This is a genomic window from Anaerotalea alkaliphila, from assembly GCF_010179735.1.
GTDB classification, from domain to species: Bacteria; Bacillota; Clostridia; order Lachnospirales; family Vallitaleaceae; genus Anaerotalea; species Anaerotalea alkaliphila.
Genome location: NZ_JAAEEH010000010.1, coordinates 21799 through 47546 on the forward strand (window position 1 = coordinate 21799; position 25748 = coordinate 47546).

Below are 25748 nucleotides of genomic sequence, written 5' to 3' on the forward strand. Positions count from 1 at the left end.
ATATCCAGCCCAATCGAAACTTGACAAAAACCGCAAATCCAATCAAAATGGTAGTTAGAGAATTCCAGATTGAAGGAGGCGAAGATTGTGGACCTGAACAAATTGACGCAAAAATCGATGGAAGCGCTCCAGTCCGCCCAAAGCAGCGCCCGCTCCCAGGGACATCCGGAAATACGGCCGGAACACCTGCTGTATGCCCTCATGATCCAGGAGAACGGCATCATCCCAAAGATACTGGAGAAGATGGGAAAGAAGCACAAGGCCCTGACCCTGGGGGCCCAGGAACTGGTACGCAAGAACCCCCAAGTCAAGGGAGGGGACGGCCAGTCCCCCGTCATGAACCGGGAGCTGGAGAAGCTGCTTTCGGAGGCGGAGACGGAGGCGAAGAATTTTGGAGACCAGTACGTCTCGGTGGAGCATCTGTTCCTCTCCTTCTTCTCCCTGCCCCAGGGGCATGGAATCCGGGAGCTTTTCGACAGGCTGGAGGTCCGGAAGCCGGAACTCCTGGGGGTCTTGAAAGCCATCCGGGGGAACCAGAAGGTGACCACCGACAATCCGGAAAGCACCTATGACGCACTGGGACAATACGGGCACGACCTGGTGCAGGACGCCATGGACCACAAGCTGGACCCGGTGATCGGCAGGGACGCCGAAATCCGCCATGCCATCCGGATCCTGTCCCGGAAGACGAAGAACAATCCCGTGCTGATTGGGGAGCCCGGGGTGGGGAAGACGGCCATCGTGGAGGGGCTTGCCCACCGGATCGTGAACCAGGACGTGCCGGAAGGCCTTAAGAACAAGAGGCTCATCTCCCTGGACATGGGAGCCCTGGTGGCAGGCGCCAAATACAGGGGGGAATTCGAGGAGCGGCTGAAGGCCGTGCTGAAGGAAGTGAAGGAGAGCAATGGGGAAATCATCCTCTTCATCGACGAACTCCATACCATCGTGGGCGCCGGAAAAGCGGAGGGGGCCATGGATGCGGGCAACATGCTCAAGCCCATGCTTGCCAGAGGGGAACTGCACTGCATCGGCGCCACCACCCTGGATGAATACCGGAAGCACATCGAGAAGGATCCGGCCCTGGAACGCAGGTTCCAGCCGGTGCTGGTGGAGGAGCCCACGGTGGAGGATACGGTTTCCATCCTGCGGGGGCTGAAGGAGCGCTACGAAGTCTTCCATGGGGTCCAGATCAAGGACAGCGCCCTGGTGGCATCCGCGGTCCTGTCCCACCGCTACATCACCGACCGCTTCCTTCCCGACAAGGCCATCGACCTGGTGGACGAGGCCTGCGCCATGATCCGGACGGAAATGGACTCCATGCCCCAGGAGATGGACGAGGTCTCCAGAAAAATGGTCCAGCTCCAGATCGAGGAGACGGCCCTGCGCAAGGAGAAGGACCCCTTGAGCCTCCAGCGTCTGGAGAAGCTGCAAAGGGAGCTGGCGGACCTCCAGGAGGAGTACGGCCGGATGCGCACCCAATGGGAAAACGAAAAGCAGTCGGTGGAAGGCGTCCAGAAGCTCAAGGAAAGCATCGAGCAGGTCAACCACCAGATCGAGAAGGCGGAGCGGGAACTGGACCTGAACAAGGCGGCCGAGCTGAAGTACGGGGAACTGCCTGCGCTGCTGAAGAAGCTGGCGGAGGAGGAGAACAGGATCGAGCAGGGGAAGGACGAGAATTCCCTGGTCCGGGAGCAGGTGACGGAGGAGGAGATCGCCGAAATCATCAGTCGCTGGACCGGCATCCCCCTGAACCGGCTGGTCACCGGGGAGCGGGAAAAGCTGCTCCATCTGGAAGAGGTGCTGAAGCGGAGGGTCATCGGACAGGAAGAGCCCATCCGGCGGGTGGTGGATGCCATCCTCCGCTCCCGGGCGGGCATCAAGAACCCCAAGAGCCCCATCGGTTCCTTCCTCTTCCTGGGCCCCACCGGGGTTGGAAAGACGGAGCTGGCCAAAACGGTGGCGGCAGCCCTTTTCGACTCCGAAGACAACATGATCCGCATCGACATGTCCGAATACATGGAAAAGTTCTCCGTATCCAGACTGATCGGGGCCCCTCCAGGCTATGTGGGCTACGAGGAAGGGGGGCAGCTCACGGAGGCCGTCCGCAGGAAGCCCTATGCGGTCGTGCTGCTGGATGAGGTGGAAAAGGCCCATCCGGACGTCTTCAACGTCCTCCTCCAGATCCTGGACGACGGAAGGGTGACGGACAGCCAAGGGAGGACGGTGGACTTCAAGAACACCATCATCATCATGACCTCCAACATCGGTGCTCCCCTGCTGCTGGAGGGCATCGGGCCGGACGGGAAGCTGCAGGAGGGGGTGGAAAAGCAAGTGCTGGATTCCCTCCACGCCTATTTCCGGCCGGAGTTCCTGAACAGGATCGACGAGGTCGTGGTCTACAGACCCTTAAGCTATGACAACATCCGGGAAATCGTGGGCCTCCAGTTCAAGGAAATCCAGGAAAGGCTGGCGGACAGGCAGATCGAACTGGTCCTCGGGGAAAGCGCCGCCAAGGAAATCCTGGAACAGGGATACGACCCCCATTATGGGGCCAGGCCCCTGAAAAGGTATCTCCAGAGGAATGTGGAGACCCTCCTGGCCAAGGAAATCATTGCCGGAAACATCGCCGAAGGAGCAAAGGTCGTCATCGACTTCGACGGAAGGAACTATGTGCTGGGATGAGCTCCCGCGCATCGGATAAGGAGGGAACACCATGCAACTGAAAGGAACCAGAACCGCAAGCAACCTGATGCAGGCCTACCTGGGGGAAGCCCAGGCCATGAACCGCTACACCCTGTACGCCTCGGCGGCCAAGAAGGAAGGCTACGCCCAAATTGCCGAAATCTTCACCCAGACAGCGGACCAGGAACGGGCCCATGCAAAAAGGTTCCTCCGCTTCCTTGCCGAGGATCACAACGGGGAAGAAGTGGCCCTGGAAGGCGCCTCCTATCCGGTGGCCTTCGGGGACACGCTCTTCAACCTGCGGTCCGCCGCCCAGGGGGAAGGGGAAGAGGGGTTAACCCTGTACCCGGGCTTCGCCGGAGTGGCCGAGGCGGAAGGGTTCAAGGAAATCGCCTACCTATTCCAACAGGTGGCCGTCATCGAGGAAAGCCATGGGGCCAGGTTTGCGGCGTTGGCCGGGAATCTGGAGGAAGGCAGGGTGTTCTCCAAGGAACAGCCGGTGGAATGGGTTTGCCGGGTCTGCGGCTACATCTACACCGGAGAAAACGCTCCGGGGCTTTGTCCCGTTTGCCTCCATCCCCAGGCCCACTTCGAGGTGCAGGCCAGGAACTATTGAAAGGAAAACCATGGGCGAGACCATATTGATCGTGGAAGACGAGAAGAAGATCGCCAGGTTCCTGGAGCTGGAACTGCAGCATGAGGGATATGGCACACTGGTGGCGGAGGACGGGGAAACAGGACTTGCCCTGGCCTTGGGAGGCCAGGCGGACCTGGTGGTCCTGGACCTGATGCTTCCCGGAATGGGAGGGCTGGCGGTGCTCCAGGGGATCCGGGCCAGGGACGAACAGTTGCCTGTCATCCTCCTGACTGCAAAGGACGATGTGGCGGACAAGGTGAAGGGGCTGGACATGGGAGCCGACGACTACATGACGAAGCCTTTCGCCATGGAAGAATTCCTGGCCCGGATCCGCGTGGCCTTGAAACGCAGGAGCCTGGAGAACGCGTCCGCAAAGGCCGGGGGCCTTTCCCACGGCCAGCTGCATCTGGATGAAGGGAAGCGGCAAGCCAGCTATGGGGGAATACCCATCGAACTGACGAAAAAGGAGTACGAACTCCTGAAATATCTCCTGGAGAACAAGAACATGGCCCTCCCCAGGGAGCGGATCCTGGAGAAGGTGTGGGGATACGACTACTATGGGGACACCAATGTCATCGACGTGTACGTCCGTTACCTCCGTGCCAAGATAGACCAGAAACTGGGAGTGGAAATCATACGGACAGTCAGGGGCGTGGGCTATGGAATCTATGACTAGCGTGCTCCTGCAGATCCTGAAAGGGATCCTGCTGTGGCCCGTAAGGCTGGTGCGGGATTTTGTGGAGGACTCCATCGCCCTTGTAGGAAGCCTGGGCATGTCCATACGGAAAAAGATCCTTGTGGGATTCCTGTTCAGCTATCTGCTGGTGTCCCTGGTCTCTGTGGGGCTGTCCTCCTACCTGTTCCTGCACCGGAGCATGGGGGAATCCGGCGATGCATTGAACCAGCGCATCGCCCAGATGCTCCTCTACCAGAGGGATGGCGACTCCTCCATGGGGGGCCTGGCCGACCAGCTGGAGTATCTGGCTTCGACGGAAGAGGCAGGCATCCAGATCCTATGGGAGGATGAAGCGGGAACCCCTTTTTCCCTTGCGGCGGGTCTGCTGGAGGACATGCCCTATGAAACGGACGGGTGGGCCCGGTGGGAGGCTTTCCGGCGGGCCGGCGTGCTGATGGATCCGGAGACTGTCTATGAATTTCAGGACGGAAAGGACCCCGGACGCCTGGTGGTGCGCCTGGCCTACCCGGTGGAAAGGTTCCTGGAGAATTTCCTTCACCTTCTATGGAGTCTGGTCCTGGCCCAGGCAACGGCGTTCTTTTTTCTGGCCATCCTTGTTTCGGGGCAGATCCGGAGGATGCTCAAGCCCATCGATGACATGACCGACACCGCCCGCAGGATTTCCATCGACAGCATGCAGGAGAGGATTCCCCTGGAAAAGACCAATGCGGAGCTCAAGGACCTGGCCCTTACCCTGAACGACATGCTGGACAGGCTGGACAAGGAGTACGAGAAGCAGAAACAGTTCGTGTCGGATGTGTCCCACGAGTTGCGTACGCCCATCGCCATCCTCCATGGCTATGTGAGCATGTTGGGAAGGTGGGGGAAGCAGGACGAAGAGGTGCTGGAGGAATCCATCGACGCCATGCTGGAGGAGACCAGGAACATGCAAGCCCTGGTGGAGAACCTGTTGACACTGGTGCGCAGCGACAGCCAGACCCTGGAGTTCCACAAGACGGAGTTCGACCTCCAGGAGCTCCTGGGGGAAGTGGTGAAGGAAAGCAGGATGCTGGACGTGAAGAACCAGACGATCCTCCATGTGCCTCGCGGACCGGTGCCCGTCCATATGGACGAGGCCATGATCAAACAGACCCTGCGGGTGTTCCTGGACAATGCGGCCAAGTATACCCAGGAGGGGGGCACCATCCAGGTCGGCATCGACGGGGAGGAGGGGGCCGGCGCCTGCACCCTCTGGATCCGGGACAACGGGGTCGGCATTCCGGAAAGGGACCTTTCCCGCCTCTTCGACCGGTTCTACCGGTCCGATGAAAGCAGGACGAGACAGACCGGAGGGCACGGTCTGGGCCTGGCGATCGCCAAGGCGATTGTGGAAGGGCACCAGGGAAGCATCCGGGTGGAGAGCAAGCTAGGGGAAGGCAGCGTTTTCTATCTGGACCTGCCCCTGGACCTACGGAAGGAGAACCAATGAACATTGTGGTGCTGGATGGAGACAGTTTGGGCAGGGAGTTGGACCTGGGAGCTTTGCGGGCGCTGGGGGTATGCACCGTCTACGGATTCACCTCCAGGGAGGAGGTCGTGGATCGGATCCGGAACCAGGAGGTCCTGGTGACCAACAAGGTGAAGCTGGATGCCTCCAACTTGGGCCAGGTGGAGGGGGTCCGCCTTATCTGCATGACAGGGACGGGGACGGACGGCATCGATGTGGAATATGCCAGGTCCAAGGGAATCGCCGTTTGCAACGTGGCGGGTTATGCGACGGAAAGTGTGGCGCAACACACGTTTGCCATGCTTTTTTACCTTTACGAGAACCTGCCTTATTACGACAACTACATGAAGCGGGGAGGTTATGTGGACGACCGTTCCTTCCGGCATTATGAAAACACGTTCCACCAAATCTGCGGGAAAAGATGGGGAATCATCGGCATGGGCGCCATCGGACGGAGGGTTGCCGAGGTGGCCACGGCCTTCGGATGCAGGGTGTCCTACTTTTCCCCCAGCGGCTCCGACCGGATGGAGAAGTATCCCCGGGTGGACCTGGAAACCCTGTGCAGGGAATCGGACATCCTTTCCATCCATGCCCCATTGAATGCGCAAACAAGGAACCTGGTGGGGCCTAGGGAACTGGGGTGGATGTCCAGGGAGGCGGTGCTCCTGAACCTGGGAAGGGGGGGCATCGTCAACGAGGAGGCGCTGGTCCGGGCCCTGCGGGAAGGCTGGATCAAGGCGGCCGGTCTGGATGTGCTGGAGCATGAACCGATGGAGGCGGGGGATCCCCTGCTGGACATCCGGGAGCCGGGAAAACTTCTGCTGACCCCCCATATCGGTTGGGCGTCCCTGGAGGCCAGGCAGCAGGTGGTCCTGGAAGTCGCAAAAAACATTGGAAATTTCTATCGGGGAACCCCCACCCATGTGGTATAATGCAAGAAAACCCAACAAGGAGAAAACAGACATGGCAATACAACTTGTAATCGACAGCTCGGCAGACGTGCCACGCAACCTGGTGGACCGGTATGGCATCACCGTATGCCCCTTGAGCGTCCATTTTGGAGAAGAAGAATATTTGGACGGGGTGGACCTTGGCCCCAAGGAGTTCTACGAAAAGCTGGTCGCAGGCAAAGGGATGCCCAAGACCTCCCAAGTGACACCGGAACGGTTCAAGGAAGCGTTCCTGGCTGCGGCGGATGCAGGGAAGGAAGTGCTGTGCATCACCATCGGCTCCAAAGCCAGCGGTACCTGCCAATCGGCCAACATCGCCAAGGCGGAGGTGGAGGAGGAGAGGCCGGAGGCTGCCATCGCCATCCTGGACTCCAACATGCTCTGCATGGGACAGGGATATCTGGCAGTCCTGGCTGCCAGATACATCCAGGAGGGGTGGGATATGGAGCGGATCCTCGCCCAGTTGGAACCCTTGACCCAAAACAGGATTGAGCATCTGTTCTCCGTGGACACGCTGGAATATCTGAAGCGGGGGGGGAGGATCAAGCCGGCCGCCGCGTTGGTGGCGGATGTGCTTAACATCAAGCCTGTATTGCGGGTGGTGGACGCCACAACCGAAACCATCGGGAAGGTCCGGGGGAGAAAGAAGGTGATTCCGTTCTTCCTGGAGCACATGCGGAAGACCTTCGACCCGGAAGCCAACAGCTTCATCGCCATAGCACATGCCCAAGACAGGGAGTTTGCGGAAGCGCTGGCGGATGCGGTGAAGGAAACCTTCCAGTGGGAGAAGGAAATCATCTTTGCGGAGGTGGGCGCCACCATCGGCACCCATACGGGTCCGGGCGTTGTAGGCATCTTCTATCTGAAAAAATAATCATCAAAATATTCAATTGTCACAGGGATTATGATATAATACTGTGGCAATTGATTTTTTTTATTTGGGAAAGTTTGGTCCCAAGCGGGCTAGGAGGCATAAGGATCGTGGAAAATAGAAGACGTTTTTGGAAAACACGGGGCTTTATTACGGTGGCCGCCGCCCTGTTTTTTTTGCTGCTGATAGCAGCCGCAGGCGAGGGTGCCCGAAAGGATGGGATCCAGACCTTGGACACCAGAATCGGCATGGAAACAGCCGGGATGGAACAGGTGCTGGAGCAACCGGAAGAAGAGTTGGGGGAAGCGGGGGAGATCCGTAGGTTCATCGGCTACTTCCATTTCAACTACCTGTTCCAGCCGGACAACGGGACGGGGGCCATCAGTCCCCGGGCGATGCAGCTTTTCGCCGTAAGCTACATCTACCAGCATGCGAACCAGGACCTGGTGTTCGATACGACCGAATTCATGCTCCGCATCCCCTATGCCAGGTTGGAGGAAGTGGTGGAAAGGTTCTTTGGGGTCGAGTTCCATGCCCACAGCCAGCCGGAAGGCACAGGCGTCCAGTTTGTGAACGGCGAATACCTGATGCCGGCCATGGACCTTGGATGGACAAGTGAAATCGTCCTGGACGGGGTATCCCCCCAGGAGGATGGGAGCAATCTGGCGGAGGCTCGGATCATAGACCCGGAGTCGGGGGAGACACGGTTGACGATCACGGCCGGCATCCGGAAAGTGGACGGCCGCTGGATCATGGAGAGCTATAGGAACGCCGCCCCTGCGCAGGAGTGATGAAAAACAATTTTGGAAGCACAAGGAGGACAACATGTCTGTACAGTACAAGCATCAGGAAATAGAACAGAAGTGGCGCCGGATCTGGGAAGAACGTCCGGTCAACAAGGAGGAAGGCAGGGAAAAATACTACTGCCTGGACATGTTCCCCTATCCCTCCGGCAGCGGCCTGCATGTGGGCCACTGGAGGGGATATGTGCTCAGCGATGTCTGGAGCCGCTACAAGATCCTGCAGGGATACCATGTGCTGCACCCCATGGGATGGGATGCGTTCGGACTGCCGGCGGAGAACTACGCCATCAAGATGGGGGTGCACCCCGCTAAGGCGACCGCCGAGAACGTGGAGAACTTCAAGCGGCAATTGAAGGAGATCAGCGCCGTCTATGACTGGACGAAAGAAGTGAACACCACGGATCCGGGTTTCTACAAATGGACCCAGTGGATTTTCGTGCAGATGTTCAAAGCGGGCCTCGCCTATGAGAAGGAGATGCCCATCAACTGGTGTCCGGAATGCAAGACCGGCCTGGCCAACGAGGAAGTGGTGAACGGGGAATGCGACCGCTGTGGAACGCCCGTCACAAAGAAGAACCTCCGCCAGTGGATGCTGAAGATCACCGCCTATGCGGAGCGTCTGCTGAAAGACCTGGAAGACCTGGATTGGCCTGACAAGGTGAAAAAGATGCAGAGCGATTGGATCGGAAAATCCCATGGTGCGGAAATCGACTTCCAGGTGGAGGGCATGGAGGAGAAGCTGAAGGTGTTCACGACCCGTCCGGACACCCTGTACGGGGCCACCTTCATGGTCCTGGCACCGGAGCATGGGGCTGTGGCAAAGATCACCCAGCCTCCGAAGAAGGAAGAGGTGGAGCACTATGTTTTCCACGCTTCCATGAAAAGCTCCGTGGACAGGATGCAGGACAAGGAAAAGACCGGGGTCTTCACAGGAAGTTACGCGGTCAACCCTTTGAACGGCGCCAAGCTGCCCATCTGGATTTCCGATTATGTCCTGGCCGATTACGGGACGGGTGCCATCATGTGCGTGCCTGCCCACGACGAGCGGGATTTCGCCTTCGCCAAGCAATTCGACCTGCCCATCACCCAGGTGATCCGGAAGGAAGGCGCCGGGGAGGAAGAGCTTCTGGAAGCCTATACGGAAGAGGGGGTCATGGTGAATTCCGGGCCCTTCGACGGCATGCGCTCCACCCTTGCCAAGGAAGCGGTTGCGGATTACCTGGAGGAGCAGGGCATCGGCGACAAGACCACAAACTACAAGTTGCGGGACTGGGTGTTTTCCAGACAGCGGTATTGGGGGGAACCCATACCCATCGTCCATTGCCCCTACTGCGGCACGGTTCCCGTACCGGAAGAGGACCTTCCCGTGGTGCTCCCGGAAGTGGAGAGCTATCAGCCCACGGGAACGGGGGAATCCCCGCTGGCCGCCATCGAGGAATGGGTGAACGTCCCTTGTCCGACCTGCGGCAAGCCGGCCAAAAGGGAAACCAACACCATGCCCCAGTGGGCAGGTTCTTCCTGGTACTTCCTCCGGTATGTGGATGTGGACAACAGCCGGGAACTGGTTTCGAAGGAACAGGCGAGGAAATGGCTGCCTGTGGACATGTATGTGGGAGGGATCGAGCATGCGGTCCTGCACCTGCTCTACTCCAGGTTCTACACCAAGTTCCTTCATGACATCGGTGTGGTGGAGTTCCAGGAGCCTTTCACACGCCTGTTCAACCAGGGGATGATCTGCAAGAACGGTGCGAAGATGAGCAAGTCCAAAGGAAACGTGGTTTCTCCCGACAACCTGGTCCAGGATTACGGCTGCGACTCCCTGCGGATGTACGAGCTGTTCGTAGGGCCTCCGGAACTGGATTCCGAGTGGGACGACCGGGGGATCGAGGGTGTCTACCGCTTCCTGAACAGGGTCTGGAAGCTGGTCCACGAGAACATCGGCAGGGAGGTCCCGGTCACCCAGGAACTGGAGAAGCTGCGGAACCAGCTGATCTATGAGGTGACCAACCGGATGAACAACTTCAACATGAACACCACGGTCAGCGCATTCATGGAGTTCAACAACAAGTTCCTGGACCTGTCCAAGAACCAGGGGGGCGTGGACAAGGAAACCCTGTCCACCCTGGTGGTGCTTCTGGCCCCCTTCGCCCCCCATATGGCGGAGGAGCTGTGGGAAGCCCTTGGGCAGGAGGGGTCCGTATTCGAAAACGAATGGCCCGTACATGACGAAAGCAAGATGAAGGAAACTTCCGTCCAGATGCCTGTCCAGGTCAACGGAAAAATCAAGGCCACCATCCTGGTGGAAGACGGAGAAGACAAGGAAAGCGTGTTGGCAAAGGCCAGGGGAGCCGTAGAGGGGAAACTGGACGGACGCGCCATCCAAAAGGAAGTTTATGTGCCCGGCAGGATCATCAGCATCGTGGCGAAATAGAAAGCGGAAGGGACGTGAAGGGGTCCGGGGACCCCTCTTGCGTCCCTGCCCTTTTGGGAGACAGGACAGGAGGAACCAAAATGCTTGAATTCAGCAAAAAAACGAATCTATTGGAACGGACGGAGTTCACCTACCCCTTGCAGGACGTGGAAAAACCCAACATGTTCAGGAATCTGTTCCCCTATGACGAGGTGCCCAAGGTGGCCTTCAACCACAGGATGGTGCCCATCAACATGCCGGACAACATCTGGATCACGGACACCACTTTCCGGGATGGACAGCAGTCCAGGGAACCTTTCACCACAGAACAGATCGTCACGCTGTTCGACTACCTCCACAGGCTTTCCGGACCCAATGGAATTGTCCGCCAGAGCGAATTTTTCCTGTACAGCAAAAAGGACAGGGACGCGGTATGCAAATGCATGGAGAGGGGATACGAATTCCCCCACGTCACCAGTTGGATCCGGGCATCCAAGAAGGATTTCCAACTGGTGCGGGACATCGGGGTCCAGGAGACGGGAATCCTTGTCAGCTGTTCCGACTACCACATCTTCCACAAGCTGAAGATGACCCGACGGCAGGCGGTTGACCACTACACTGCTGTCATCAAGGAATGCATCGAAACGGGGGTCAGGCCCCGCTGCCACCTGGAGGACATCACCCGCGCCGACTTCTACGGGTTCGTGGTCCCGTTCGTCATCGCGCTCATGAAACTGATGGAGGAGACCAGGATGCCCATCAAGATCCGGGCCTGCGACACCATGGGGTACGGGGTCAGCTATCCGGGGGCCACGCTGCCCAGGAGCGTTCCGGGAATCATCTACGGACTGAACCACCATGCCGGCGTGCCTTCCGAGCTGCTGGAATGGCATGGACACAACGACTTCTACCGGGCGGTGAACAATTCCGCCACCGCCTGGCTGTACGGCTGCTCCGGAGTGAACTGCTCCCTGTTCGGCATCGGGGAGAGGACCGGAAACACCCCGCTGGAGGCCATGGTATTCGAATATGCCCAGTTCCGGGGAACCTTGGACGGCATGGACACCACCATCATCACGGAAATGGCGGAATACTTTGAAAAGACCTTCGGGGAAACCCTGCCGGAGCGGACGCCCTTCGTCGGAAGGAACTTCAACGTGACACGGGCGGGCATCCATGCGGACGGTCTGCTGAAGAACGAGGAAATCTACAACATCTTCGACACGGAAAAGCTTCTGAACCGTCCGGTGGTGGTGGCGGTTTCCGACACCTCCGGCGTTTCAGGCGTGGCCCATTGGATCAACGCCTATTTCAAACGGAAGGACGACCGGGCAGTGGACAAGAACCATCCGGTGGTGCAGGAAGTGAAAGCCTGGGTGGACAGGGAATATGCCGAGGGAAGGGTCACCTTCATTACCGATGAGGAGATGCTGGAAGCCATCGACAAGGCCGTGGAAGCAACCGGAGTTGCACTGTTGCCCTAATTGTATTATAATATACAGGATTTGACAGGAATAAACGATCATCGGAACAGGAGGACAAGATGGAATATATCGAAAAGATGGAAAGCATCATCAAGGAGCAGAAGGCACGTGTGGCCATGATGAAGGCTCAGGGGGACTTTGTTAAATATGAGGAATTGGACCAGGTCGTCATCGGTGTGTGTGGCGGCGACGGCATCGGTCCGGCCATCACCGGACAAGCCCAAAGGATTCTGGAATTCCTGCTGGCGGATGCGCTGAAGAGTGGAAAGGTGGCCTTCAAGACGGTGGACGGACTGACCATCGAGAACAGGGCGAAAGCGAACAAGGCCATTCCGGACGACGTGCTGGCGGAACTCAAGACCTGCCATGTCATCCTGAAGGGCCCCACGACCACCCCCCGGAAGGGCGACCCATGGCCCAACATCGAAAGCGCCAATGTCGCCATGCGGAAAGAGCTGGACCTGTTCGCCAACGTGCGTCCCGTCAGCGTACCGGAGCAAGGCATCGACTGGACCTTCTTCCGTGAGAATACGGAAGGCTCCTATGTTCTGGGAAGCAAGGGCATGCACATCGACGAGGACATCGCCATGGACTTCACGGTGACAACCACCCAGGGATCCGAGCGGATTGCCCGGGCCGCCTTCGAATTCGCGAAGAAGAACGGCAAGAAAAGGGTCACCTGCGTGACCAAGGCCAACATCATCAAAACCACCGACGGGAAATTCCTGGACATCTGCAAGGACATGGCCAAAGAATATCCGGAAATAGATTTCGACGACTGGTACATCGACATCATGACGGCCAAGCTGATCGACGAGAAGCGCCGCAAGGATTTCCAGGTGTTCGTCCTTCCCAACCTCTACGGAGACATCCTGACGGATGAGGCCGCAGAATTCCAAGGAGGCGTGGGCACTGCGGGAAGCGCCAACATCGGCAAGCGGTACGCCATGTTTGAAGCCATCCACGGTTCCGCCCCAAGGATGGTGGAGGAAGGCAGGGACATTTACGCGGACCCCTCCAGCGTCATACGTGCGGGAGCCATGCTGCTGGCCCACATCGGATACGGCGTCCAGGCGGACAAGCTCTTCAAGGCCCTGGAAATCTGCGGGCAGACCGAAAAGAAGATCGAAACCACCGGACGGGACACGGGAGCCACCAGCGCCCAGTTCGCCGACTATATTATGGAAACAATCGAAAAGCTTTAGGAAATGAGGGACAGGACCTTGGGGACTCCAAGGCCTGTCCCTTGTCACTGGCCCCCTGCGGATGTATAATGGGAACATCAGAGGAGTGGAAAGGAGACGGATATGGCATATGTGAAGATGTATCTTGTGGCATTTGTGGTCTTTTTTGCGGTGGACCTGGTTTGGCTGGGGCTGGTGGCCCCGGGGCTCTACAGGAAGCATCTGGGGTACCTCCTGGCACCCAGTCCCAACTGGGTGGCGGCGATGGCTTTCTATCTGCTGTACATCGCTGGGCTGGTCTTCTTTGTGGTCCATCCCGCAGTGGAGAAGCAGAGCATTGCCTACGCCTTGCTGGGAGGCATGTTCTTCGGGCTGGTGACCTATGCCACCTATGACCTGACGAATCTGGCTACGGTAAGGGACTGGCCCCTGGTGATCACGGCAGTGGACATGCTCTGGGGAACGGTCTTGGGGGGGACGGTCTCCCTGGCCACCTATTGGATCCTGACCCGTTTGGGTTGGGCATGAGGAGGAACGGCATGGAGGTTAAGAGTTGGGCGGCTTTGAATATGGCGGGCACGGCGGCGGTGCTGGCAGTGAACGGTTTGGCCAACGCCCTGCCCATCAACGGGGTGACGACGGGAGCGGTATCGGACAGATACCCCAACCTTTTCGCGCCCGCAGGATTCACCTTCGGCATCTGGGGGCTGATCTACAGCCTGCTGGTCGTCTTTGCCGTCCTCCAGTGGAGGGAGCAAAGGCACAGGCATTTCACCTCCCGAACGGTCGCTGCTGCGCTGGGGCCCTGGTACTTTCTGTCCTGCGCGGCCAACGCGGCCTGGATCCTGGCCTGGCACCATGACAGGATCCCTTGGACCATGGCCCTCATGGTGGTGCTGCTCCTGTGCCTGGTCCAGGCTTACCGCAGGCTGGAATTGCATGCCTACGTGGAGAGGGACAAGACCACCGGCATTGCCCGGATCGCCATGAGCGTCTATCTGGGATGGGTTTCCATCGCGACCATAGCCAACGCCGCAGTGCTTCTGGTGGCCCTGGAGTGGAGCGGTTGGGGGCTCCCCCCGTCCTGGTGGACGGTCCTTGTCCTGGTGGCAGGAATCCTCCTGGGGGCGGCATCCGTGCTGTTCAAAAGGGACTTCTATTATGCCTTGGTGGTGGTTTGGGCCCTTTGGGGCATCTACAGCAAAAGGTCCGCTCCTGGGATGGAGCCGGAACCTTTGATAGCAGGAGCGGCAGTGGCAGGCATGGCCTTCCTTGTCCTCTTGGTCCTGGGAAAAATCAGGAATGGGAAAGGAAGCGAAATATGATTGAAATAAGGAACTTGTGCAAGGTGTACCACAATCCCACCGGGGACTTTGTTGCCCTGGACGATGTGGACCTGACCATCGCCCAGGGGGAAATCTACGGGGTCATCGGCCTGAGCGGCGCAGGGAAGAGCACCTTGATCCGATGCATCAACATGCTGGAAAAACCCAGCTCGGGATCCATCCGCATCGATGGGGAAGACATCACCCGCATGCGGGGCAGGGAACTGCGGCGGATCCGCCAGAGCCTGGGGATGATTTTTCAGGATTTCAACCTGCTCATGCAGAAAACCGTGGAGGAGAACGTCCGCTTTCCTCTCGAAATCGCAGGGGGGAAGCAGGCGGGGGCCGATGGGAAGGTCAGGGAGTTGCTCCGGCTGGTGGGGCTGGAGGAGAAGGCGGGAGCCTATCCGGCCCAATTGAGCGGAGGGCAGAAGCAACGGGTGGCCATCGCCCGGGCCCTGGCCAATGACCCGAAGGTGCTGTTGTGCGACGAAGCCACATCCGCCCTGGATCCGTTGACCACCAAATCCATATTGGAGCTGCTGAAGAGGATCAACGAAAAGATCGGCGTGACCATCATCCTCATCACCCATGAGATGAAGGTGGTGGAGGCCATCTGCGACAAGGTGGCCGTGATCGAGAACGCCAGGATCGTGAAGGACGGCCCCACGGCGGAGCATATCGGACATTTCCAGGAGGTGATGTGATGGGAGCGTTTTTGGAGAATTACGGGGCCATGCTGGTCCAGGGGACGTGGGACACTTTGTACATGTCCTTCCTTTCAGCCCTCTTCGCCTATCTGATGGGGCTTCCCCTAGGCGTTGCCCTGGCGGTCACGGAGCCCCACCACATCCTGCCAAGGCCCCATGTGAACAGGATCCTGAATACGGTGGTCAACATCGTCCGCTCCGTGCCCTTCATCATCCTGCTCATCGCGGTCATCCCCTTCACCCGGTGGCTGGTGGGGACCTCCATCGGCGTGACGGCGTCCATCGTGCCCCTGGTCATTGGGGCGGTCCCGTTTGTGGCCAGGCTGGTGGAGTCCTCCATGAAAGAGCTGCGGAAGGGGATCATTGAGGCCGCCACGGCCATGGGGGCCTCCCCCTTCCAGATCATCTACAAGGTCATGATTCCGGAAACCATGCCCTCCCTGGTGCTGGGCGCCTCCATCACCACCATCACCCTCATCGGCTATTCGGCCATGGCGGGAGCGGTGGGTGGAGGCGGTCTGGGGGACCTGGCCATCCGCTACGGCTACTACCGGTACGACACGACCCTGATGATGGTCACCATCGTGCTGCTGGTACTCATCGTCCAGGGGGTGCAGCTTGCAGGCACCAGGCTGTCAAAAAAAATCAACAGGCAATAGGAAAGGGATTGACAAGAAGTCGGCTTTCCTGTAAAATGCAATAAATTAATAAACATATAAAATAACTGTGATATAAGGAGAGTCCCCATGAGAAGAAAAATCCTTTTGGTCCTTGCCCTGGCGATGGTGTTCGCCCTGCCGGGCTGCGGCAAGAAAGAAAGCGCTGCTGCATTCAGGATCGGCGCAACCCCCGTACCCCATGAAGAAATCCTGAACTTCGTGAAACCCATCCTGGAGGAAAAGGGCGTAGCAATCGAAATCGTGCAGTTCACGGATTATGTCCAGCCCAACCTGGCCCTGCAGAATGAAGAGCTGGATGCAAACTTCTTCCAGCACGCTCCCTACCTGGAGGACTTCAACGTCAAGAACAACACCCAGCTTTCTTCGGCGGTTGAGGTCCATTTCGAACCGCTGGGGCTTTTTCCCGGGAAGGCCTCCCGCCTGGAGGACCTGCAGGAGGGGGACACGGTTGCCGTGCCCAACGACACCACCAATGAGGCCAGGGCCCTGCTGCTCCTGGAGGAGGTCGGCCTGATCAAGGTCAGGGATGATGCGGGCTTGGAAGCCACCATCCGGGACATCGAGGAGAATCCCAAGAACCTCCAGTTCGTGGAACTGGAGGCGGCCCAGATCGCCCGCTCCCTGCAGGACGTGTCCGTGGCGGTCATCAACGGGAACTATGCCATAGAGGCGGGCCTGAATGCAGCCACGGACGCACTGGCATCCGAGGACAAGGACTCCCTTGCGGCCCAGACCTTCGCCAATATAGTGGCCGTGCGTACGGGAGATCAGCGGGAGGAAATCCGGATCCTGAAGGAGGTCTTGCAGTCCGAAGAGGTTCGGGCCTTTCTGGAAGAAAAATATCAAGGCGCAGTGGTACCAGTATTCTAGCATATGGGGGTTGCCGCACAACCGTCGGTTGTGCGGCAACCCCCTTTCCATGGAAGGAGATGGAGCGTTTGGAAGTGGAAACCAAAGGGGCGGACGACGCCCTGGAATTGCAGAGGGCCCTGCTGGCCTGGTACGACCGGCACCAGCGGATGCTGCCCTGGAGGGACGACCCTTCCCCCTACCGGGTGTGGGTTTCGGAAATCATGTTGCAGCAGACCAGGGTGGAGGCTGTCATCCCCTATTTCGAAAGGTTCCTGAAGGCCTTGCCCACGCTGGAGGCCCTGGCAGGGGTGGAGGACGACCGGCTGATGAAGCTTTGGCAGGGGTTGGGGTACTACAACCGGGCCAGGAATTTGAAGAAGGCGGCCGGCATCCTCGTCCGGGAGGCGGGAGGAAGTTTCCCCGGGACAAGCGGGGAACTGGAAAGGTTGCCGGGCATCGGAAAGTACACGGCGGGTGCGGTTGCTTCCATCTCCTTCGGAGAGCGGGTACCTGCGGTGGACGCCAACGTCCTCCGGGTGATGTCCAGGCTCCGGGGGTATGGGAAAGACGTCGGCAAGGAACCGGCAAAGAGGGAAATCGCCGGCATGGTGGAGGGCATCCTGCCCTTCGAAAGGGTGGGGGACTTCAACCAGGCCCTGATGGAACTGGGGGCCATGGTCTGCCTCCAGGGATCTAGAGCCCGTTGCGGCGCGTGTCCCTGGCAGGGGAACTGCCTGGCCCATGGGGCCGGCATGGTGGCGGAACTGCCGCGCAAGGCGCCAAAGTCTCCCCGTAGGATGGAGAAGAGGACAGTGTTCCTGCTCCTGTCCGGAGACGGCCGGTTGGCCTTGCGGAAGCGGCCGGCCAAGGGGCTCCTGCCCGGGCTTTGGGAACCGCCCAACGTGGAAGGGGACCTTGGGGAAAGGCAGCGGCGGTCCTTGCTGGAGTCCTGGGGGCTCCAGTTCTACTCCATTTCCGCATTGGGGCCTGCGAAGAGCGTGTTCACCCATGTGGAGTGGCACATGCACGGCTGGAAGGTGCAGGTGGCTGCGGAAGGGAGCGGAGACTTTTCCTGGGTTGCGTTGGAGGAGGTCCGGGAACGCTATTCCATTCCCTCCGCCTTCAAGCGGTATATGGAAGAACTGGAAGCGCCGCAAGGGTTGTAGGGCATCCGGCTGGGAGAAGGTCTGGTTCGGCATCAGGTTGCGGCATAGGGGGCCGTCCTTCCTGATGCCCGCCTGGTTTCTGGCAGAAATAGGACATAAGATGCGGGAATTATGGTATAATGGAATCAGAACCCGATACCGCAAAGACCAGGGGGTGCATTGCCATGAAATCCTATTTCAGAAGGTTTGACGCCAACGAGGCTGATTTTCGTGAAATGAACAGAATTGCAGCGGACCTGGAGAAAGTCCTCTTTTTCTCCAACCCCATGGAGCATTTCTACTGGGAGGAGTATGTACAGTCGCTGGTCCGCATGCAGGACGAAAAGGGCTCCTTTGCCTTGTTGGACAGCTTCAATGTGCCGGAGGAGGCCAGGATGGAGTATTGCCTCATGCCCACCTTCCGGGGGGCCGCCATCCTGATGAAGTTCCATCTCTCCGGGGAATACCCCTGGGTGGCGGCACCTTTGGCCAAAACCCTGGCCTTTTGCACAAGGATGGGGTTGCCGGAGGACAGCTATGACGAAATGGACCTGCAGATGGAAATATTGGAAGTGTTTCTTCATGGAGGGCTGGACCTCTTCCTGGAAAGGGAACCTGATTTTTCCCCCGACTTCAAGGCCATGATGGGACGTCTTGTCCTGGAATACCACGGGATGCTGGACGCCAGGGACACCATCCATGGTTTCGGCGTAGGATACAGGAGCGATCTGGAACGGATGGTCCAAAGGATGGAAAGCACTTCCTTTTTCCTTCCGGAAACCATGGCGGAAGGCCCCCAGGGCACCTCCATGGGCAAGGCTGTCCTGCAGGGATTCCAGGGCGGTGAGGATGGCGTTTTTGCCCAGGAGAAGGGGGAGGTGAAAGGCACCTTGATTTTCATACCGAGGGAGACGCGCAAGGAGCTGGACAGGGAGGCCGTACAGTCAGGAGACCGGAAGCTGCAGGTGGTCTGCGTCGGTCTGGAAAATGGAAACATGCTGCTGGGTGAGACGTTGGTGCGGAGGTCGGAAGGAGGAGAAGGCTGATGGACAGGGAAAGGACCGTAGCGGAAATCATCCGCCGGATGATGGAATACAACAGGCAGGACCCGAAACGGATCAACCATGCACTGAAGGTCTACGCCTACGCCAAGACATTGGGACTGTTGGAGGGACTGCAGGAGGAGGGGCAGCTGGTGCTGGAAGCGGCCGCTGTGCTCCACGACATCGGGATCCACGAGGCCCAAAGGCAGTACAACTCGGATGCGGGCAGATACCAGGAGCTGGAGGGTCCCATTGTGGCCAGGAAGCTGCTGAAGGACGGCATCCTGGAGGAAGCGGTGCTGGACAGGGTCTGCTATCTGATCGGCCACCACCACAGCTACAAGAAGGTGGACGACGCGGTTTTCCAGATGCTCGTAGAGGCGGATTTCATGGTGAATGCGGAGGAGATGGACATGGACAAGCATGCCCGCCAGACCATCAACCAGAAGTACATCCGGACGGAAACGGGGAAGTGGATGTTCCATCTCCTGCGCAAAGAATCCGTTGAGGAAAAAAAATAAAAAAAGTGCTTGAGTAATTTCAAGTTTTGCCTTAAAATAGAGTGGTGTCAAACGCTGAAATAGCTCAGTCGGTAGAGCGCATCACTCGTAATGATGAGGTCGTGGGTTCGATTCCCATTTTCAGCTCGCTAAGAAGGAAAAGAAGGAAGGGGGCGTGCGCCAATCGATTGGCGCGCGCCCCCTTCCTTCTTTTTCCCCAGGACCCCAGAAATCCAGGCGAGAAGCAAAAAAAACGGGAGATACTGGAATTAAAGGCAGCGATGATGTATAATCAAGACAAGAACATCGACAATCGAAGGAGGGCATACGTATGGCAGAACACAAAATCAAGGAAGGCATGGGAATAACTGTGGAAAAAGTGGTGTCCACGTCCGACACCGCAGCCACCTATGGATCCGGTGCATTGGATTTCCTCATGTCCACACCAGCGGTGGTGACGATGATCATCGATGCATCCGCAAAATTGCTGGATCCCCTGGTGCCGGAAGGATACATCACCGTAGGGAAGAAGCTGGAATTGGTCCACAACAAGCCAACCCCTGTATTCGAAAAAGTGGTGCTGGCCATCAATGTCAAGGCGGTGAAGGAGGACGACGTCCTTCTGGAATTCTCGGCCAGCGATTCGGAAGGGGTTGCCTGCCAGGGTACTTATGAAAGGGCCGTGGTGAACACGGACCGTCTCCTGGAGACAGCCTACCGCAACAAGAAGAAGGAAGAGAGCGAATAGAACGATTCAAAGAAAGGCTGCCGGCCCCCTGTAATGGAAGGGGCCTTTTTTTTTCATCCGTTGGGGGAAAGAAAGGGAGAATACGGGATGGAGAGGAAGAAACGAAGCGGGGGCGGTGTCCCCATGGAGCGATATGTCAGGGAATACGAAGAGGGTTTGAGGCGGCGGCTGGAGGCGCCGGGGAATTTGGAGGGCTTGCGCGCATCCCACCGAAGGATGATCGGATGGATCCAGCACGAGCGGCTGGTCCATCTGCTGGTGACCCTGTTCGCGGCGGCGGCCTTCCTTTTCGCCGCGGGAATGGTCATCTTCCTGGAGGGAGGGTGGACGCCGGGCCTGCTGGGGCTGCTGTCCCTTGTGCTCTTGCTGGGATACCTGCGTCACTACCGTCTGTTGGAGAACACGGTACAAGCCTGGTACCTGCTCCACGACCGCATGGAGGCCATGGACCGGTACAAGCTGGTGTGCCTGGACATCGACGGGACGCTGCTGGATGCGACGGAGCGGCTGACGACCCCAACCGTGGAGGCGGTCCGGAAGGTTGCGGCCCGAGGGATTCCCGTGGTGCCTGTCACCGCCAGACCGCCCCAGGGGGTGGGGTTCCTTTTGGAGGAACTGGGCATCCAGGGGCCCATGGCCTGCTACAATGGGGCGCAGGTGCTGGAGGGGGAGGAGGTCCTGGTGGACCGGACCATCCCGCTGGATGTGGCCAGGGAAATCTGGGAACGTGTCCGTGGGGAGGGGGTCTCCGTAAACCTCTACCATGGCCGGGACTGGATGGCATCCGGGGAAGACGAATGGACCGGACAGGAGGGGCGCATCGTCCGCAGCCGTCCCCAGGTGGCCCCCATGGAGGAGGTGTTCGACCGCTGGGAAAGGACAGGGACTTCCCCCAACAAGATCCTTTGCATGGGGGAACCGGAGGTGGTGCTCCGCCTATGGAAGGATCTGGAGCCCGACTACCGGGACCGGCTCCAGATCCACCCCTCCAAGCCGGAATATCTGGAAATCATGCCCCGGGAGGCTTCCAAGCGTTCCGCGGTGGAGTTCCTGTGCCGCCGTTTGGGGATTTCCATGCAGGAGGTGCTGGCCATCGGGGACAACTTCAACGACCTGGACATGCTGACCCATGCAGGCATGGGAGTCGCCATGGGGAACGCCCCGGAGGAGGTGAAGCGCCAGGCCGGGGACGTCACCGCCTCCAACAGCATGGACGGGGTTGCCCGGGCCTTGGAAAAGCACCTGCCGGAGGCTTGAAAAGGCTTGAGGCCGGACCGTTTTCGTGGTACAATAGCTAGAATTTGGACATCAGGGAAAAGGGTGGTGCATGCGATGGGAATTGAAGTGGAAAAGATTGGCTATGGGTTCCGTTGGAGGTTCGTCCTGCTGGGGGGTCTGGTGATGATTTGTCTGGGAACGGTATATTCCTGGAGCGTATTCCGGCTGCACGTGGAACGGGGATTCGGGGTGGGAGCCACCCTGAGCGGCTTGCCCTATATGACTTCCCTTGCCTTCTACGCGGTGATGATGCTGCTGTCCGGCAGGGTGCTGGACCGCCATTCCCCCCGGCGGCTGATGGTTGCAGGCACGGTCCTGGTGGCGCTGGGGTGGCTCCTTTCCGCCTATGCCACGGGAATCTGGACGCTGACCCTTGCCTACGGGGTGGTCATCGGAACCGGTGTGGGAATCACCTATGGGGTTCCCATGGTGGTGGTTTCCCGGTGGTTTCCGGAGAAGAAGGGCCTGGCCATCGGTCTGGTGCTGGGGGGATTCGGGCTGTCGCCTGTGGTGACGGCGCCGCTGGCCAGTGCGCTGATCATGGAATTCGGCTTGGCAAGGACCTTCGGAATCCTGGGGGTCGCCTACGGGATCCTTCTGCCCGTGCTTTCCCTCTTTTTCCGCCATCCGACCCAGGAAGAGGTCCTGGGGCTTCCCCTTCCGAAAGCCTCCGCTGGGGAGGTTGGGGAGGTTGAGGTTGCCGACATAGTGAAGACCAGGCAATTCAGGGTCCTGTACTGGAATTTCCTCACCGGGGCCATGATCGGCCTGACTTTCATCGGGATGACGGGGCATGTGGGGATGGATGCGATGGGCCTGTCCTCCAGACAGGTGGACGGGCTGATCCCCTTGTTCGCTCTCAGCAACGGGGCAGGAAGGCCCCTGTTCGGATGGCTGGCGGACCGGTACAAGGCCAGGCGGGTCATGCGCCTGTCCTTCGCCCTCATGGCTTTGGGATCGGTCCTCATGCTGGTGGCCGAACCTGGCCGGATCCTGCTGTTCGCCCTGGCCTTTTCCCTTTTCTGGATGAACTTGGGAGGATGGCTTGCCATCGCGCCCAGCGTCACCGGCAGGATGTTCGGGGCCAGGAATTACAGCAGGAACTACGGCATCGTCTTCACGGCCTACGGCATCGGCGCCATCCTGGGGGTCCTGGCCTCCGGCATGCTTGTGGACCTCCTCCATGACCTGAGGCCCTTGTTCCTCCTGGTGCTGCTGCTTTGCGCGTCGGGCATCTACAGGACCCGGAAGCATGGGAGGGCCAAGGTTTTGACGTGAACCTGCGGCCTTTCCGCCGCAGGATTGCGGGGATCCCCTCCGAAAAAATCTGGTATGATGTCCTTGAGGTGTGAAGATGGAGAACAGCATTTATATTGCGGAAGATGAAGAAAAGATCCTGGAGACGGTGCAAACCTTTCTGGAAAGCGAGGGCTACCGGGTCCGGGGTTTCGACAACGGGGACGCGCTGTTTGCGGCCTTCCTTGAGGAGCCATGCGACCTGGTGATCCTGGACGTGCTCATGCCGGGATCCACTGGATTCCAGATTACGAAAAAAATAAGGGAAATCAGCACGGTTCCGATCATCATCCTGACGGCCAGGGACAGCGAACTGGACTATGCCACGGGAATCAACCTGGGCAGCGACGATTATTTCACCAAGCCCTTCAGCGCCATGTCCCTGGTCATGCGGGTCAAGGCCCTGTTCCGCCGGGTGCGCCTGGACCGGCAGGAGCTGCAGGAAGGCCGGAAAGGGGAAGGCGGGGAACTTCTTTTCGGAGACCTGCGCGTCAACCGGAGGACAAAAGAGGTCTGGACGGGAAGGGGGGAAGCGCTTCCCCTGACCCCCACGGAATACAACGTACTGCTGTATCTGCTGGAGAACAGGGACAGGGCCGTCTCCAGGGACGAGCTGCTGGACAAGGTCTGGGGATACGGCAAGGATGTGGAAACCAGGGCCTGCGACGACACGGTGCGCAGGCTACGGAAAAAACTGGAGGACACCCAGGTGCGTGTGGAGACGGTCTGGGGTTTCGGGTTCATACTGAAGGAGGCGCACCCCTGATGAATGGGAGAAAGAAGGGAATCCGTTCCCGGATGATGCTGCTGGTGGGAAGCCTGGTCCTGGGCGTTTTCCTGCTGGTGGCCCTGGTGTTCCAGGTCCTCATGTCCAGCTATATGGAAAAAAGCGCCACCCAAGCCCTTTCCGTCTCCCGGCAGGACATCCTCCAGGACCGGAGGGAGGACCGGCCGCCGAAGATGGACCGCCCCCCCACAGGCCGGGCGGAAATGGTGCTGGTCTCCCGGGATTATGGGATAGAGTCCCCTTGGGCGGAGCACGGGCTGGACCAGAGGGGGGAAGAGCAGGCCGCCTTCGTCCAGGGGCTGGAGGAGCAGCTGGCGGTGCTGGGTACGGGAGGTGTGCGGAAGATGGAGACGGGGAACAGCCTCTACTATTTCACCTCGGTGGAACGGCAGGAGATTCCCGGAACCTACGTGGTGTTCTTCATCAACATGTCGGACCTCTACAGCCTGCAGCAGACCATCCTGATGTTCCTTGGGGTGGCCATGCTGGGTGCCCTGCTGGCCGGGACGGCCATCGCCTGGGGAATCGCTTCCCGGATAGCAGGGCCGATCCGCCACCTGATGGATTCCGCCGTGCGCATGGGAGAGGGAGTCTACGAACCCATCACCGAAGAGTTCCAGGACCTGGAGCTGGACCGGCTGAAGCAGGCGATGAACGAATCCATGATTAAGCTGGAAACCTACGATACGGAGCAAAGGACCTTCTTCCAGAACGTCTCCCACGAGCTCCGGACACCCCTGCAGATCATCAAGAGCAACGCGGAGGGGATCGAGTATGGGATCCTGGAGGGCGCCAAAGCGGCGGCGGTGGTCCGGGAGGAGACGGACCGGTTGGGAGGGCTGGTGGAAGACATCCTGTACCTGGCCCGTCTGGAAGGAAATTCCAACGACATGGTCTACAAAAGGAACGACCTGCGGGAAATCCTATCCTACACGGTGGAGCGGTACGGCCCCATCCTGCGGAAAAAGGGGATCCAGGTGGAGTATGATTTCCAGGAGGACCCCGTATGGTACCTTTGCGAGGAAAGATCCATGGAAAGGGCCTTCCAGAACCTGCTATCCAATGCGGTCCGGCATACGAGGGACAGGATCCGGATCAGCTGCAGGCGGATGGAGGAAAGGATCCTGGTGGCGGTGGAAGACAATGGGCCGGGAATCCAGGACGCCGAACTGCCCCACATCTTCGAGCGTTTCTACAAGGGTGCGGGAGGGAAGCACGGACTGGGCCTGTCCATCGTGAAGGCCATCGTGCAATCCCACGGAGGCAGGGTGGAGGTGTCCACGGGCCCTGGAGGCACGGTTTTCACCATACTGTTCCAGGGGGAAGAAGCCTGCTGACAAAGGAAGCTTTGGAGACAAGGCTTCTTTTTTTTGCGTCTTTTCCACGTCCCCTTTTGCCGCAGGTTTGCGGCAGGATGTCCCCCATTTTTCGGAGAAGTCCGACGGGAACTGGGGTATGCTGTAGTCAGGAAAGGAGGCGGACCATCATGGAGGAAAGATGCTACCGCAATGAAATCAAGCACCTGATCTCCTGGAGCGCGAAGGTTGCCCTTGTGAATAGGCTGGACAAGGTCCTGGACCTGGACGGGAACGCCCAGGGGAAAGGATACCTGGTGAAGAGCCTGTACTTCGACACCCTGTACGACGAGGCGCTGAAGGAGAAGCTGGATGGGCAGCCTCTGCGGGAGAAGTTCCGGTTGCGCTGCTACAACGACGACTACAGCCATCTGAAGTTCGAGAAAAAGGTGAAGGAGTACCGGAAGGGATACAAGGAGAGCTGCAGGGTGACACTGGAGGAGGCCCGGCGGCTGGCGGCCGGCGACCTGGAATTCATCGGGGAAGGTTCGGCCCCCCTGTTGCAGGAATTCTACGCCAAGTCCAGGATCAAGCTGCTCAGGCCGACGGTGACGGTCGTTTACGACCGGAGGGCCTACGCCTACCGGCCGGGAAACACCCGGGTGACCCTGGACTCCAGGATCCGCACCAGCAGCAACTGGAGGGACTTCTTCCGGAAGGAACAGGCGCTGGTGCCTGTGGGGATGGACCGTTGCGTGCTGGAAGTGAAATTCGACCGGTATCTGCCGGACCTGGTCCGGGACCTGGTCCAGGTGGGGGAAACCGGAAGCGCCGCCAATTCGAAATATGTGCTGGGCCGGATGCTGTACGCATAGGCCCGGGGAA

The 25748-nt window shown here is 59.0% G+C and carries 24 protein-coding genes and 1 tRNA gene; all 25 read left to right on the top strand.

The window, feature by feature from the left end:
- Nucleotides 1–87: 87 nt before the first annotated feature.
- A complete protein-coding gene (gene clpB / locus GXN74_RS05030) occupies nucleotides 88–2682 on the top strand; it encodes an ATP-dependent chaperone ClpB (protein WP_162369839.1) in 2595 nt (864 codons plus the stop codon).
- 31 nt (nucleotides 2683–2713) lie between these two features.
- Nucleotides 2714–3298 (top strand): rubrerythrin, encoded by a 585-nt coding sequence (rbr, locus tag GXN74_RS05035; RefSeq protein WP_162369840.1) that lies wholly within the window; start codon nucleotides 2714–2716, stop codon nucleotides 3296–3298.
- Between the two features lie 10 nt (nucleotides 3299–3308).
- On the top strand, nucleotides 3309–3995 hold the full coding sequence (locus GXN74_RS05040; RefSeq protein ID WP_162369841.1) for a response regulator transcription factor: 687 nt from the start codon (nucleotides 3309–3311) through the stop codon (nucleotides 3993–3995).
- A complete protein-coding gene (locus tag GXN74_RS05045) occupies nucleotides 3979–5484 on the top strand; it encodes a sensor histidine kinase (RefSeq protein ID WP_162369842.1) in 1506 nt (501 codons plus the stop codon). Before GXN74_RS05040 ends, GXN74_RS05045 begins: the two co-directional genes overlap by 17 nt.
- Entirely contained in the window at nucleotides 5481–6434 is a 954-nt protein-coding gene (locus tag GXN74_RS05050; RefSeq protein WP_162369843.1) for a D-2-hydroxyacid dehydrogenase, read from the top strand. Before GXN74_RS05045 ends, GXN74_RS05050 begins: the two co-directional genes overlap by 4 nt.
- A 31-nt stretch (nucleotides 6435–6465) precedes the next feature.
- Complete coding sequence (locus tag GXN74_RS05055; protein ID WP_162369844.1) at nucleotides 6466–7326, top strand: DegV family protein; 861 nt, start codon at nucleotides 6466–6468, stop codon at nucleotides 7324–7326.
- Nucleotides 7327–7433: 107 nt separating this feature from the next.
- Nucleotides 7434–8114 (top strand): hypothetical protein, encoded by a 681-nt coding sequence (locus GXN74_RS05060; protein ID WP_162369845.1) that lies wholly within the window; start codon nucleotides 7434–7436, stop codon nucleotides 8112–8114.
- Nucleotides 8115–8148: 34 nt separating this feature from the next.
- Nucleotides 8149–10557 (top strand): leucine--tRNA ligase, encoded by a 2409-nt coding sequence (gene leuS / locus GXN74_RS05065; RefSeq protein ID WP_162369846.1) that lies wholly within the window; start codon nucleotides 8149–8151, stop codon nucleotides 10555–10557.
- An 80-nt stretch (nucleotides 10558–10637) separates the two neighbouring features.
- Entirely contained in the window at nucleotides 10638–12020 is a 1383-nt protein-coding gene (locus GXN74_RS05070) for a beta/alpha barrel domain-containing protein (protein WP_162369847.1), read from the top strand.
- 59 nt (nucleotides 12021–12079) lie between these two features.
- Nucleotides 12080–13225, top strand: coding sequence for an isocitrate/isopropylmalate family dehydrogenase (locus tag GXN74_RS05075; protein WP_162369848.1), 1146 nt, complete (start codon nucleotides 12080–12082; stop codon nucleotides 13223–13225).
- Nucleotides 13226–13327: 102 nt separating this feature from the next.
- Nucleotides 13328–13732: a DUF2177 family protein gene (locus GXN74_RS05080; protein WP_162369849.1), complete on the top strand. Its 405-nt coding sequence runs from the start codon at nucleotides 13328–13330 to the stop codon at nucleotides 13730–13732.
- 11 nt (nucleotides 13733–13743) lie between these two features.
- Nucleotides 13744–14529, top strand: coding sequence for a tryptophan-rich sensory protein (locus GXN74_RS05085; RefSeq protein ID WP_162369850.1), 786 nt, complete (start codon nucleotides 13744–13746; stop codon nucleotides 14527–14529).
- Complete coding sequence (locus GXN74_RS05090; protein WP_162369851.1) at nucleotides 14526–15236, top strand: methionine ABC transporter ATP-binding protein; 711 nt, start codon at nucleotides 14526–14528, stop codon at nucleotides 15234–15236. Before GXN74_RS05085 ends, GXN74_RS05090 begins: the two co-directional genes overlap by 4 nt.
- Nucleotides 15236–15898 (top strand): methionine ABC transporter permease, encoded by a 663-nt coding sequence (locus GXN74_RS05095; protein ID WP_162369852.1) that lies wholly within the window; start codon nucleotides 15236–15238, stop codon nucleotides 15896–15898. Before GXN74_RS05090 ends, GXN74_RS05095 begins: the two co-directional genes overlap by 1 nt.
- A gap of 87 nt (nucleotides 15899–15985) precedes the next feature.
- Complete coding sequence (locus GXN74_RS05100) at nucleotides 15986–16789, top strand: MetQ/NlpA family ABC transporter substrate-binding protein (protein WP_162369853.1); 804 nt, start codon at nucleotides 15986–15988, stop codon at nucleotides 16787–16789.
- A 59-nt stretch (nucleotides 16790–16848) separates the two neighbouring features.
- Nucleotides 16849–17937 (top strand): A/G-specific adenine glycosylase, encoded by a 1089-nt coding sequence (gene mutY / locus GXN74_RS05105; protein WP_162369854.1) that lies wholly within the window; start codon nucleotides 16849–16851, stop codon nucleotides 17935–17937.
- A 164-nt stretch (nucleotides 17938–18101) separates the two neighbouring features.
- Nucleotides 18102–18962 (top strand): hypothetical protein, encoded by an 861-nt coding sequence (locus GXN74_RS05110; RefSeq protein ID WP_162369855.1) that lies wholly within the window; start codon nucleotides 18102–18104, stop codon nucleotides 18960–18962.
- Nucleotides 18962–19480, top strand: a complete 519-nt coding sequence (locus GXN74_RS05115; RefSeq protein ID WP_162369856.1) for an HD domain-containing protein — start codon at nucleotides 18962–18964, stop codon at nucleotides 19478–19480. Before GXN74_RS05110 ends, GXN74_RS05115 begins: the two co-directional genes overlap by 1 nt.
- Before the next feature lie 53 nt (nucleotides 19481–19533).
- Nucleotides 19534–19606: transfer RNA gene (locus tag GXN74_RS05120), tRNA-Thr, on the top strand.
- Nucleotides 19607–19790: 184 nt separating this feature from the next.
- Nucleotides 19791–20207 (top strand): thioesterase family protein, encoded by a 417-nt coding sequence (locus GXN74_RS05125; protein ID WP_162369857.1) that lies wholly within the window; start codon nucleotides 19791–19793, stop codon nucleotides 20205–20207.
- An 87-nt stretch (nucleotides 20208–20294) separates the two neighbouring features.
- Nucleotides 20295–21464 (top strand): Cof-type HAD-IIB family hydrolase, encoded by a 1170-nt coding sequence (locus GXN74_RS05130; RefSeq protein WP_162369858.1) that lies wholly within the window; start codon nucleotides 20295–20297, stop codon nucleotides 21462–21464.
- 75 nt (nucleotides 21465–21539) lie between these two features.
- Complete coding sequence (locus GXN74_RS05135; protein ID WP_162369859.1) at nucleotides 21540–22763, top strand: OFA family MFS transporter; 1224 nt, start codon at nucleotides 21540–21542, stop codon at nucleotides 22761–22763.
- 76 nt (nucleotides 22764–22839) lie between these two features.
- Nucleotides 22840–23547: a response regulator transcription factor gene (locus GXN74_RS05140; RefSeq protein WP_162369860.1), complete on the top strand. Its 708-nt coding sequence runs from the start codon at nucleotides 22840–22842 to the stop codon at nucleotides 23545–23547.
- Nucleotides 23547–24905, top strand: a complete 1359-nt coding sequence (locus GXN74_RS05145; RefSeq protein ID WP_162369861.1) for a sensor histidine kinase — start codon at nucleotides 23547–23549, stop codon at nucleotides 24903–24905. Before GXN74_RS05140 ends, GXN74_RS05145 begins: the two co-directional genes overlap by 1 nt.
- Nucleotides 24906–25054: 149 nt before the next feature.
- Nucleotides 25055–25738, top strand: coding sequence for a polyphosphate polymerase domain-containing protein (locus GXN74_RS05150; RefSeq protein WP_162369862.1), 684 nt, complete (start codon nucleotides 25055–25057; stop codon nucleotides 25736–25738).
- Nucleotides 25739–25748: the final 10 nt, after the last annotated feature.